Source organism: Rhizobium sp. CNPSo 3670, from assembly GCF_057784555.1.
On sequence record NZ_JBXSOL010000064.1, the window covers coordinates 1 to 12381 of the forward strand.

7 protein-coding genes are annotated in these 12381 nt (G+C 64.4%); 3 read left to right on the forward strand and 4 right to left on the reverse strand.

Annotation, left to right across the window (positions count from 1 at the left end; genetic code table 11):
- Positions 1–197: 197 nt before the first annotated feature.
- Positions 198–3173, reverse strand: a complete 2976-nt coding sequence (locus tag AC13QO_RS29240) for an NAD(P)-dependent oxidoreductase (RefSeq protein ID WP_488542672.1) — start codon at positions 3171–3173, stop codon at positions 198–200.
- 784 nt (positions 3174–3957) lie between these two features.
- On the opposite strand from AC13QO_RS29240, the gene AC13QO_RS29245 reads away from it, so the two are divergent.
- Both AC13QO_RS29245 and AC13QO_RS29250 read left to right on the forward strand, forming a co-directional pair.
- A complete protein-coding gene (locus AC13QO_RS29245; RefSeq protein WP_488542673.1) occupies positions 3958–5148 on the forward strand; it encodes a TCR/Tet family MFS transporter in 1191 nt (396 codons plus the stop codon).
- Positions 5149–5305: 157 nt separating this feature from the next.
- Entirely contained in the window at positions 5306–5590 is a 285-nt protein-coding gene (locus AC13QO_RS29250) for a GIY-YIG nuclease family protein (protein WP_488542674.1), read from the forward strand.
- 1111 nt (positions 5591–6701) lie between these two features.
- Here the strand turns inward: AC13QO_RS29250 and AC13QO_RS29255 are convergent.
- The 3 genes from AC13QO_RS29255 to AC13QO_RS29265 all read right to left on the reverse strand — a co-directional run bounded on the left by AC13QO_RS29255 (position 6702) and on the right by AC13QO_RS29265 (position 11204).
- Positions 6702–10097 (reverse strand): acyl-[ACP]--phospholipid O-acyltransferase, encoded by a 3396-nt coding sequence (locus AC13QO_RS29255; protein WP_488542675.1) that lies wholly within the window; start codon positions 10095–10097, stop codon positions 6702–6704.
- A 92-nt stretch (positions 10098–10189) separates the two neighbouring features.
- Positions 10190–10471: a YiaA/YiaB family inner membrane protein gene (locus tag AC13QO_RS29260; RefSeq protein ID WP_011424367.1), complete on the reverse strand. Its 282-nt coding sequence runs from the start codon at positions 10469–10471 to the stop codon at positions 10190–10192.
- Between the two features lie 46 nt (positions 10472–10517).
- Entirely contained in the window at positions 10518–11204 is a 687-nt protein-coding gene (locus AC13QO_RS29265) for a PspA/IM30 family protein (protein ID WP_488542676.1), read from the reverse strand.
- A 111-nt stretch (positions 11205–11315) separates the two neighbouring features.
- Between AC13QO_RS29265 and AC13QO_RS29270 the strand changes: the two genes are divergently transcribed.
- A complete protein-coding gene (locus AC13QO_RS29270; RefSeq protein ID WP_488542677.1) occupies positions 11316–11930 on the forward strand; it encodes a TetR/AcrR family transcriptional regulator in 615 nt (204 codons plus the stop codon).
- Positions 11931–12381: the final 451 nt, after the last annotated feature.

Sequence of the window (12381 nt, forward strand, 5' to 3'; positions counted from 1 at the left end):
GGAAAGCAAGTCGCTCCGACACTGGCAAACGAACCCGCCTGCTTGTAGGCACTTCATCCAATGGGGTGGATGGCGAAGCGCCACTCTCCCTCTTCTCCCCAGCGGGGAGAAGGTGGCCCGAAGGGTCGGATGAGGGGGCCTCGCGGCACGACATCAATGACAAGAGCCGTCGTTGCCCGACGAGCCGTCGATAGGTCTCACCCCTCCGCCGGCCCGTAGAGGCCGAGCTGGTCGAGAAGCGCCCGCTGCCGGTCGGCATTTTCGACCAGGAGGGCGGTGTAGCGTTCGACGATCCGCGCGCGGTGATCCGGGTCGGAGACGGCGGAAAGCGCGCCTGTTATGGCGGCGATCCTTTCCGAGGTCTGGCGCAGCTCTTCCAGAAGCTCGGCCTTGCCGCCGGCCTCGGCGACCACCTGCTTCGTCACCTTGCCGATGCCGGCCGGCGTGCGGCTGCCGGCCGAGACGTAACCCTCCGGCAGGTCGCCCTTCAGATTGACGACCGACTTGAAGCGGATGACGTCGAAGATCTGTTCGACCGCCTGCTTGGCGCCGGTCACCCGTGAGGGATGGTCGGTGTCGGCAGCGGCATGCGGCAGCAGTTCGAGCTTACCCTTGTGGCGCTGTTCGAGCGGCAGGTAGGGCAGCATCGGGCCGCTCAGCGTGCCGGTCGCAGCGTCCCGGAACAGGTCGGCGTCGATTGCCGCATGCGCGATCTTGCCGGATGCCAGTGCTGCATCGAGCGCATTGGGATCGACGACTTCGCCGCGGTCGTAATTGACGAGCACCGCGCCGTCCTTCATGGCGGAGAGCACTTCTGCATCGACGGTGCCGGCATTCGAATAGACGCCGGTCGATGCATCCAGGCGGCCGAGGCCGATATGGACGGAGAGCACGTCGGCGCCGCTAGCCGCTTCGACCGGGCTTGCGGCATAGTCGAAACCCTCAGCCTCGATCCAGCGCTTGTGGTGCTCGCGGGCATAGATCGCCACATTCATGCCGAAGGCCTTGCCGAGCTTGGCGACTTCACGGCCGATATTGCCGTAGCCGAGGACGGCGAGCTTGCGGCCCTCAAGCTTTGCCGTCGGGAAATCCTTGAGCTGACGGCCCGTGTCGAAATCGCCGCCGGCGACCATGCGGTGCAATCTATCGACCGGCAGGTCGGGAACGACCTTCAGGATCGCCTTCATCACCATCTGGGCGGTCGCCCGGCTGTTGATCCCCGGCGTATTCATCAGGGCCGCAGTGCCGCCCTCGCCATTGCCGCCGCCCCAGGAAGCCGAGCCCATATTGCCGGTGCCGGCACCGATGCGCACGCCGCCGAGCGGGAAGACCGAGGCCTTTGGAATGAAGGTCGCCGCCGCGATCAGCGCGTCGTACTGGCCCTTGTCGGTCTGCGGCAGGATCTCCGCCTCGGTGCTGAGGTTCGGCTGGTAGAAGAAGTGGATGCGGCCCTTTTCGAGGCCGGCGCGATCGCCGAGCGGACCGAGATGGAAGACGCCACCCTTCTCCTCGATATAGGCCTTGACCTCGCTGTAATCAGGCTCGCCGTCGGCGCCGAAACGCAGGCCCATCAGGTCGGCGATCAGCACCGTGTAAGCGCGGGTCGGATCGTCCTTGCGCAGGGCGCCTTCGGCTTTGACCGGCGCCTCGAAGGTCACGCCGTGCTTTGCCAGCTCCTCCTCGAGAACGACGATCTTGGCTCTGAGATAGGCATATTGCAGATTTTCCAGCAGTGCCACGACATCGTCCGGCTCGCGGATGCCGCCGACCCAGGCGCGGTAATCGCCCGGCGTGCCCGGGAAGGCATTGACATAGCGGGCCGCGTCGAGGCCGGGCTCGTATTCGCCGTTCGGATGGGTGATGCCCTCATAACCCAGCAGCTGCTTCGACCGGGCGATGATCCGGGCGTGGATGGCGGCGTCGGTGATGCCGTCGTCCTCGACCTTCAGCAGCGTCACCGCAGCACCGCGGCGATCGGCATCGGTGACGGTCAAGGACAGCAGCGGGTGCGACTTGACCCATTCGTCGATCACGGCGCGATTGGCGGCGGAGCGGCGGTTGAGCTCGACGACGGAGCCGACCCGGGCCTCCGACTGCAGCAGGCCGAAGGTGGTCTCGGCAAAGGCGAGCGCGCTGTAGGTGTTGATGACGCCGCCGAGCATGCGGTCTTCGCCGGCATCGTAAAACGGGCCGGCATCGACGGAGCGCTTGGCCGAAAACGGCTGGCGCGGATCGATCGGCGGGGCGATCTTCAGCTGCCGCGGGATCGCCCAGGCCGGATCCTGCTGATTCTTCTCGATCAGCGCCAGCGCATGCGGGGTGAAGGAGGCGACGAAATAGCCCGAGATGCCGCCGATCGCCTTCTGGAACGGCATGAACAGGCAGCATTTTGCCATCACGGCGCTGACGAGTTCCGGTTCCCATGGCATGGCGCCGAGCATCGAAGTGGCGTCGAACACCGCGTGGCGGTTGGCCGGGTCGCCGTCGAGCCAGCTCAGCAGCTCGCGGATCTCGCCGCTGGTATAGGCATTCGCCCCCGTCGTCTCGTGGCCGACTCCGACGAAGATCGACGCGCCGAGGTCGGCAAGTTCGGCCGCCGTCGGGATCACGCCCTCGGAGGCGGCGAAATGAATGCGGCTCTCGCAGCCTTTCTCGGCGAAGCGCTGCATCTCGATCAGCTGTGTGGCCCAGGACTGGCGGAAGAAGCCGGCCGCCTTGGACAGATCGCTCTCCGGCCGCGGCGTATCGACATAGACGCGCTGGCCGGCGTCGTTGGCATTCATCAGATGCTGGATGCAGACGGTGAAGCCGCTGTGGCCGCCGCCGAGCCCGACCGCCATGCGGTTGACCTTCGGGAAGCCGAAATAACGATGGATCGCCCGCATCATGTCGGTGAGGATCTTGTCGGCCGGATAGCCGCGATGCATGCTGCGGGAAATCTCGGCGGTGGTGAAGCCGCCGATATCGTTGCCCCTGTCATCGAACTTGCGATAGGTCTTCTCGATCCAGGCGTCGAAGGCGATGCGCCGCAGGCGGCTGTCGACCTCGTCGGTCGTCGCGTCGGTGATCGGCCCGACGCCGAAGAACGGGTTAGACGGCAGTCTCGGCGCACCCGAGGCGGTCTGTCGAAGGGCGCTCAATCGCTGTTCCTGCATCTGCGCAATATTTGTCATTGCCTGCCTGTCTCTGTCCGGAGCTGAAGTGCCGTCAATGGTGAAGCGACCGTTCGGCCAAGACAACCTCATATGCGCCGAACGACAGGCGAAACGCGCCATCGGTGGCCGTATCGTTGATGATAGCGCGATGGGCGGGGGGACGCGACGCGTTCCTGCCTTGAGATCGGCGGTACTTTGATGACGGAGGAGAAGTGGTGCTGCGGATGGAGGGGCAGAGGTGGTGCCGCGAGCTGCATCGCCGGTGCGTCTGGCAACAAAGCCAACCACACTCTCCGTCATCCCAGGGCTTGACCCTGGGATCCACAACCAAGGACGCGCGGACTGCTATTTCTTTGCCCCGATCCACCTCGTCCCAGCCGCATGGATCCCAGGGTCAAGCCCTGGGATGACGGAGGAGAGGTGGTGCCCGGGATGGAGGAGGAGAGGTAGTGCCGGGGACCAAAAGCCTCGTCAGGGCGAGAAGCGAACCGTGAGCGCGGCGCCACAAAGCATCACAGCCGCAACCACCCCCCGCACAAAAACAGACTTGCCGCACGCAACCATCCGGCGTATGTCTTGCTCGTCGCGAAAAGCGACTGCTTCCCTTGATCCGCTCAGTGGCGGAGTAAACAGGTGGACGAATGGGTCGTCCAGGCGGTCGAGCACACGCCGGCCATGCGTTTCAGCCATGGTTCGGCCAGCACTCCCTGAAACCAACGCCTGACGAGATCAGGCCTCATCGTGAGCCATCGGCGCACTCTCGTGGGCGCTCGTGCGCTCGCGTCGACCGTGGAACGCACCCATGACCAGATCCCTTATCGTCATCTTTACCGCCATTGTCCTCGATGCCGTCGGCATCGGGCTCATTTTCCCCATCCTGCCGTCGCTGCTGCAGGACATCACCCACAGCGACGACGTCGCGCCTTATATCGGCGCGATGACCGCACTCTATGCGGTGATGCAGTTCATCTTCGCGCCGGTGCTCGGGGCGCTGAGCGACCGGCTCGGCCGCCGGCCCGTGCTGCTGATTTCGCTCGCGGGCGCGGCCGTGAACTACCTGTTCCTCGCATTGGCGCCCAACTTGCTGCTGCTCTTCATCGGCCGGGCGGTCGCCGGGCTGACGAGCGCCAACGTCTCGGTGGCCACCGCCTATATCACCGACATCTCGCCGGAGGAAAAACGCGCCCGCCGGTTCGGCCTGTTCAACGCCATGTTCGGCCTCGGCTTCATCATCGGCCCGGTGCTCGGCGGCGTGCTCGGCGATCATTGGCTGCGGCTGCCCTTCATCGCAGCCGCCGCGCTCAACGGCGCCAACCTGCTGCTCGCCTTCTTCGTTCTGCCGGAATCGCGGCCTGGCAGCCGCGAGAGGATCGATCTCGCGACCCTCAATCCACTCCAGCCGCTGCGCTCGGTGCTGGAGGTCAAAAGCCTGCTGCCCATCATCATCCTCTTCTTCCTCTTCAGCGCCACCGGCGAGGCCTATGGCACCTGCTGGGCGCTCTGGGGCAGCGACGCCTTTCACTGGAACGGGCTTGCGATCGGCCTGTCGCTCGGCGCCTTCGGTCTCTGCCAGGCGCTTGCCCAGGCCTTCCTGCCCGGACCGGCCGTCAAACTGCTCGGCGAACGCGGGGCGATCCTGACCGGCGTCGCCGGCGTCTCGATCGCGCTTTGCACCATGGCCTTTGCCGACCGGAGCTGGATGATCTTCGCGATCATGCCGGTCTTCACCCTCGGCGGCATCGGCGTGCCGGCGCTGCAGTCGCTGGCGACCCGGCAGGTCGATGAAAACAGCCAAGGCCAGTTCCAGGGCGTGCTCGCCTCGGCCGTCAGCCTCGCCTCGATCGTCGCCCCGCTTGGCTTTTCCAGCCTCTACTTCCTCGTCCGTCAGCAATGGCCGGGCGCCATCTGGCTCTCCGTCGTCGCCGTCTATGCGCTCGCCGTGCCGCTGATTCTGGGTCTCGGGCTGAGGAAGCCGGCGGCTGCGGCGAGATGAACCGCTGCGGCGGCGGGCTTTTGCATCCAGGCACCGCCTCTCCTCCGTCATCCCAGGGCTTCAACTGTGCCAGCGGTGCGTTTGGCAACAAAGGCCACCCCACCCTCCGTCATCCTAGGGCTTGACCCTGGGATCCACAGCCAAGCACTCTGCCCACATGGCAGGATATGTTTACATCGTCACCAACCAGAAAAACGGCACGCTCTATATCGGCGTCACATCGGATCTGGAGCGCCGCATCTACGAGCATCGCGAGGGGCTGACACCGGGCTTTGCCTGGAAATATGGCTGCACCCGCCTCGTCTGGTACGAGGAGCATTGGGACAGCGGCAGCGCCATCCAGCGCGAGAAGTCATTGAAACGATGGAACCGGCAATGGAAGATCGACCTGGTCGAGGCGATGAATCCCGAGTGGGACGATCTTTATCTTACGCTGTGGTGATGGCGGCTGCATCTTCTGTGGTGCTCTGGGCATGGATCTCAGGGTCAAGCCCTGGGATGACGGAGGAGAGCTGATTGCGCGACAGATCGGCTCCGCAGGCGCGATGAAGCTTCAACAAAAGCGACATCCCACAAGCTGCACCGGCGGTGCATTTGGCGAGAGCGCCAACCACACACTCCGTCATCCCAGGGCCTGACCCTGGGATCCACAGCCAAGCACGCGGCTTCAATAATTTCCCAGCTTCGGCTGCCATCTCTGTTCACGCAGCGCCAGCCGCACGGATCCAGGGTCAAGCCCTGGGATGACGAAGAAGAGGTAGTGCCCGGACGCACAAGCCGGCGCGGACGAGAGGGGTGCTGGACGCATAAGTCCGCCTTCTGCGGAAGAGAGGTGGCGCCGCGACACATCGGCTCAGCAGCGGTGCGGAAGCTTCGGCAGATGCGGCGCCGCACAAGCCTCGGCGAAAGCGACATCCCACAAGCGGGCTCTCAAGCTGCCCCGGTGCGTTTGGCGAGAACGCCAACCCCACACTCCGTCATCCCAGGGCTTGACCCTGGGATCCACAGCCAAGCACGCGGCTTCAATAATTTCCCGCAGACGGCCTCCATCAATTCACGTAGTGCCAGCCGCATGGATCCCAGGGTCAAGCCCTGGGATGACGGAGGAGAGGTGATTGCGTGGCAAATCGGCTCTGCAGGCGCGATGGAGTTTCAACAAAGGCGGCGTCTCTCAAGCTGCACCGGTGGTGCATTTGGCGAGAGCGCCAACCACACACTCCGTCATCCCAGGGCCTGACCCTGGGATCCACAGCCAAGCACGCGGCTTCAATAATTTCCCTCAGACGGCCTCCATCAATTCAGGTAGTGCCAGCCGCATGGATCCCAGGGTCAAGCCCTGGGATGACGGAGGAGAGGTGGTGCCCGGACGCAGACGCCGACGCGGACGAGAGATGGTACTGGACGCATAAGTGCGCCAGCGCGGACGAGAGGTCGTGCCGCGAAGAATCGCCAGCAGCGGCGATGAAGCGACGGCAGATGCGGCGCCGCACATGCTGCATTCGGCGCCTGGCGACAGAGGAGAGCGTGCGCCCTCCCCCGTCCAACGCCCAGCGCTAGGCCGCCTCTTCCTTCTCAGCCGCCCCTTCCGCCAGCTTGCGGGCGGCGACGAAATCGACCTTGCCGGAGCCGAGCACCGGGACCTTGCCGATCGTGACTTCCGCCGGAACCATCATGTCCATGGCGCCCTTCGACTTGGCGAAGGCGAGGAATTCGGCGCGGGTGGCGGTCGGGGCGTCGGTCAGGAGCACCAGGCGCTCGCCCTTCTTGGAGTCGGGCAGCGAGGAGACGACCGAGAGCGCGCCGGGCCAGAGTTCGGCGGCGAGCGCCTCGATTGCCGCCAGCGACACCATCTCGCCGCCGATCTTGGCGAAGCGTTTGGCGCGGCCGCGGATCTTGACGAAGCCATCCTCGTCGATGGTGACGATGTCGCCGGTGTCGTGCCAGCCATTGGCGAGCGGTTCGAGCACGCCGGGCTTTTCGGCGCGGAGATAACCGGCCATGACATTGGCGCCGCGCACATGCAGGCGGCCGCCCTCATCGATGCCGGGCACCGGCTCGAGCTTCCATTCCATGCCCGGCAGGATTTTGCCGACCGTGCCGGAGCGGTTGTACATCGGCGTGTTGATCGAGATAACAGGCGCGGTCTCGGTGACGCCGTAGCCTTCGAGGATGCGCAGGCCGAATTTTTCCATATAGGTGTTGCGAGTTGCCGCCTTCACCGGCTCGGCGCCGGCGAAGATATAGCGGATCGAGCGGAAATCGTAAGGGTGCGCAGTCCGGGCATAACCGTTGAGGAAGGTGTCGGTGCCGAAGATGATCGTGGCGTTGGAGACATAGATCAGCTCCGGCACGATGCGGTAATGCAAGGGCGAAGGATAGAAATAGACCGGCACGCCCGAGATCAGCGGCAGCACGGTGCCCGCCGTCAACCCGAAGGAATGGAAGACGGGCAGGATGTTGAACACCTTGTCGCCGCTGTGGAAATCGATGCGGGCGGCGGCCTGGGCGGCATTCGACAGGATGTTGCGGTGGGTCAGCACCACGCCCTTCGGCGTGCCTTCCGAGCCCGAGGTGAAGAGGATGACGGCCGGATCGTCGGCCTGGCGTTTGACGAGCGGCCGCGCCTTGCGCAGAAGCCCGACGAGCTTGTCCTTGAATGAGATTTCCGCCCTGAGATCATCGAGCCAGACGATGGTCAGCTGCTTTTCCAGCTCCTCGACGACAGGGCCGAGCTTGGCCTGGGCGACGAAGGCGCGCGAAGTCAGCACGTGTTTCACCTCAGCCGCCTTGCAGGCAGAGAGGATGTTGGCCGCACCCGCGGTGAAGTTCAGCATGGCCGGCACCTTGCCCGCCGACATGACGCCGAGAAGGGTGGCGGCGGCGCCATTGGCATTCGGCAGCATGACGCCGAGATTCTGTTCCGGGAAACGGGCGCGGAATTTCGCGCCGAGCACGGCAGCCCCGGTCAAGAGCTTGCCATAGGTCAGCCGACCGGTGACCGGGTCTTCGACCGCAAGCTTTTTCATGCCGAATTCGTGGCCGGCCTCAATGACGCGATCGAGCACGGTCGACGAGGTATCGGCGGTGCGGAACAACAGGTTCGACATCACCTGGTAAAGTGCTGCCCCCGCCGCCGTGCGGCGTTTGCGGCCCTTCAGCTCGGCCGGCACTTCCAGCTTCACCGGCTCGAGAATGGTGACCTTGACCTTGGGAAACAGCCGGCGGCGGATCTTGCCGTCGCCGAGATAGGAGAAATAGGTCTTCTCCAGCCCGTCGATCTTGACCGGCACCACCATCGAACCGGTCTTGTCGGCGACCATGGCGGCGCCGTCATAGACCTTCATCAGCGTGCCGGTCACCGTCAGCCGGCCTTCGGGGAAGATGCCGATCGGATTGCCTTCCTGCGCCACCTTGATCAGCGAGCGCGTCGCCATCGGCTTGGTTGGATCGAGCGGCAGGAATTTGCACATTTTCAGGAAGGGGCGCACCCACCAGGCCTGGGCGATCTTGTAATCGACGGCAAAGACCGGCTCCTCCTCGGTGATGGCTAGCGCGAGCGCGCCATCGAGCAGGCTGACATGGTTGAGCGCAATGATCGGCGCCGGGCCGGCCTTCTTGATATTCTCCAGCCCCTCGACCTCGAGCCGCATGAAGGCGCGGAACAGGATCGAGATGAAATCGCGGAAGGCATTGGTCGGCAGCGTCTTCAGCATCAGCCAGGCGACGGCGAAATTGACGATGCCGAGGCCGATCAGGATTTGAGGAATGGTGGCGCCGAGCGCCTGGATGACGGCGACGAGGCCGAGGCCGACGGTGATGAACAGCGCCGAGAGCACGTTGGCGGCGCCGATGACCCGGGCGCGGCGATCCTCATGCGCCCATGTCTGCAGGCCGGCGAAAGTCGGCACGGCGATGAAGGCGCCCGAGATCGCCATGCCGGCGAGATCGATGGCGACACGGATGGTATTTTCGCCAGCGAAGAAATCGAGGATCGTCGTCGCGTGGACTGTCGACGCCAGGCCCCAGAGGTTCCAGGCAAGATCGAGGCTGAAAAGGCCGAGCAGCGCCGTGCCGACAGGGGCCGGCAAGAGCACGATGCGGCCCGACGACATCCAGGCGGCAATGCCGGAACCGACGGCGACCGCGATGGCAAAGACCGTGAGATAGGCCGGCACGACGAGCTCGGAGCCGCCGAGCAGCTCGGTCACCATGGTCGGCAGGATGGAGAGGGTGAAGGCGCCGACCAGCCAGAACCAGCTATTCATCAGCGCCGAGCGCCACAGCCGCTTGTCCTGACGTATTTCCATGACCAGCCTGTAGCTGGAGCGGATGACGTTACGGTCGATCTCAAGATCCGGCGCCTTGGAGCCGGTCGCCGGGATCATGCGGGCCGACAGCCAGCAGAGCACCGACAGCCCCATCATCATCGAGCCGAACAGCAGGACATTGTCGCCGCTGGAAAAGGCAAGGGCGGCGATGATCGTGCCGCCAAGGATGGCGATGAAGGTGCCGCCCTCGATCCAGGCATTGGCCTTCGGCAGGTCGCGGCGTTCGAGATGATCGGGCAGGATGCCGTATTTGATCGGCCCGAACAGCGCCGAGACGACGCCGAAGCCGAAGAGCGCCACCATCAGCACAAAAATCGAGGAAAAGCCGAGACCGACGACGGCAAGGGCGGCGACGCCGATCTCGCAGCGTTTGAGGAGCTCCGCCACCTTGGCCTTGTCGTGCTTGTCGGCGATTTCGCCGCCGAGCGCCGAGAGCAGCAGGAAGGGCACGATCAGGATGACGCCGGCAAGCGTCACCAGTGCTGCCCCCTCGCTCGCCGACATTTTGTAGAGGATGAGGAATACCAAAGTATTCTTGAGGAAATTGTCGTTGAAGGCGGTCAGGAACTGTGTCCAGAACAGCGGCGCGAATTTCCTCGATGTCATCAGATTCTGTTGCACGGCGAGACCCTCTTTTGGTGGGCAGAGAAGGCCACAGAGTTGTTACGCAAAAGTTGAGTGCGATAACAACTCTGCGATGTGGTTAAGGAAGATCAATCTTCATCGCTACGATTGAATTTGACCAGCAGCTTTTCGGTGCGGGCATCTTCGACCTTGCGGATCAGCTTCTCGGATTCGGCATTGTCGCGCAGCGTCTTGGTGATATTCACCGTCGTCTGCACCAGCATCAGGATGCCCATGGCGAGATAGCCCTTCCCCCAGAGATCGAGCGGCATCATGTAGAGGCCGAGCGCCAGCATGAAGGCGGCGGCGCCGAAGGAGATGTAGGAGAAGCTGACCCAGCTGGCGGAGTGTTTCTGGAAACTGTCGTTCATAGCAGTGACCCTTTAATTTCTAGGGGTGGATGGTGGGATGACGATGTCAGGCGGCCGGCGTGATGCGGCTCTTCAGCCGGGCGAGCACGTCATCGGCCGATGAGGCGAGCGGCGCGCCGCAGCCGGCATTGGCAAGCTTTTCGATGATGCCGGCCGGCCGCGTGGCGCTTTCCATCTCCTTCAGCGCCGCCGCCGTCAGCTCGTTCTGGCTCTGGCGCAGGCGAAGGCGCGCCAGCGTCTCCTCGGCCTCGTCGAGGGTCGCGAGGCCGGGGCCGGCGACCGCGATATCGAGCTTCTGCGCCTCCTCAGTGGCGCGGGCCAGCCGCTCACCGCGCTGCAGCGCCTGCAGCCGCGCCTCGGCATCCCTGACAATGCCCTTCAGCTTGGCGATACCAGTGGTGAACTGGCTTTGCGCCTGTTCCGACGCATCTCGCTCGGCCTCGAGAAAGGCGATCGCCTCGGCCGCTTCCCGCGCCAGCCCTTCATTGCCCTTGGTGAGCGCCGCGGTGGCGCGGGTCTCGAGATCGGCGATTCGGGCAAGGATCGTCTGGTGCTGCGCCTTCTCCTGCTCGTTCTGGGCGATGGCGACGGCGACGCTGCGGCGCGCCGTCTGGATCGATTGCGCCGCGTCGCGGATCTGCTGGGCCAGCAGCGGCACGGCGTGGCGATCGGCGAAAGCCTGCTCGGCATCATGCGCCCTGCCCCGCAGCAATGTGGAAATCAATTTGAACATTTCTTTCCTCCGGTTTATGAACGTTGTTCACGAGATGAGTTATGGCAGAATCATGAACGACGTTCAAGATAAATTTTGAACGTCGTTCAAACTTTCGAAGGGAAATGGTTAATGGCCGGCAGACGAGAAGAAAAACGCGAAGATTTGAAGGCCCGGCTGATCGAGGCGGCGCGCGAACGCATCGCCCGCGATGGCCTTGCCAACCTGCGCGCCCGCGACATCACCCAGGATGCCGGCTGCGCCCTCGGCGGCCTCTACACCGTCTTCACCGACCTCGCCGAATTGGTCATCCACGTCAATTCCGCGACGCTGAAGGCGCTCGAGGCGAGGCTGACGCTTGACGAAGCCAAAGGCAAAAGCCCAACCGACCGCCTGCGCAACCTCGCCCAGGGCTACCTCGCCTTCGCGGTGGAACACCGCAATCTCTGGAAGGCGCTGTTCGACCACTTCCCCCCCGCCACCAGCCCAACGCCGCAATGGCACCTCGACGAACACCTCTTCCTGATGGACGTGATCGCCGAACCCCTCGCCGAACTGCAGCCCGACATGCCCGCCGAAGACCGCGCCATCCGCGCCCGCACCCTCTTCGGCGCCGTCCACGGCGTCGTCAGCATCAGCCTCGAAGGCCGCTTCGTCGGCCTGCCGCTGGAGCGGCTGGCACGCGAGGTGGACGAACTGGTGCAGACGATCGCCGCGGGGGCGGAGCTGCGGCGGCAGGGGATGTGAGGTGGTGTTGGGTGGCGTGAGGTCGGAGGACGAGCGGACGTCGAGAGAGTGGTGTTTGGCGGAGTGGCGTTAAGAGGAAGCTCGGAATCATCCGACCACCGGCTTTGCGGCTCCAGCCTAAGCCCCACCCCACTCTCCGTCATCCTCGGCCTTGAGCCGAGGATCCACGCCCGCCACCCATGATCTCGACGGGTATTGGCGATAACCCGCTGAAACCACCGCGAAAACGCCCCTCATCCGCCTGCCGGCACCTTCTCCCCGCAAACGGGGCGAAGGGGATATGCCGCACCCTGTCCGTCCCTCTCCCACGTTCCGCAGGGCACGTCCCCTCGCCCCGTTTTTACGGGGAGAGGGTTAGGGTGAGGGGCAAGCATCCGCACAACGGACAAGCAAAAAACCTCACCATACAACGCGCCGGGAACCCGCCCCCCCAACTCCAGCATTGAGCACC

Excerpts from the sequence above, each read along its gene's own strand:
- AC13QO_RS29240 (WP_488542672.1), bottom strand. The coding sequence starts at position 3,173 with ATGACAAATATTGCGCAGATGCAGGAACAGCGATTGAGCGCCCTTCGA.
- AC13QO_RS29245 (WP_488542673.1), top strand. The coding sequence starts at position 3,958 with ATGACCAGATCCCTTATCGTCATCTTTACCGCCATTGTCCTCGATGCC.
- AC13QO_RS29250 (WP_488542674.1), top strand. The coding sequence starts at position 5,306 with ATGGCAGGATATGTTTACATCGTCACCAACCAGAAAAACGGCACGCTC.
- AC13QO_RS29260 (WP_011424367.1), bottom strand. The coding sequence starts at position 10,471 with ATGAACGACAGTTTCCAGAAACACTCCGCCAGCTGGGTCAGCTTCTCC.
- AC13QO_RS29265 (WP_488542676.1), bottom strand. The coding sequence starts at position 11,204 with ATGTTCAAATTGATTTCCACATTGCTGCGGGGCAGGGCGCATGATGCC.
- AC13QO_RS29270 (WP_488542677.1), top strand. The coding sequence starts at position 11,316 with ATGGCCGGCAGACGAGAAGAAAAACGCGAAGATTTGAAGGCCCGGCTG.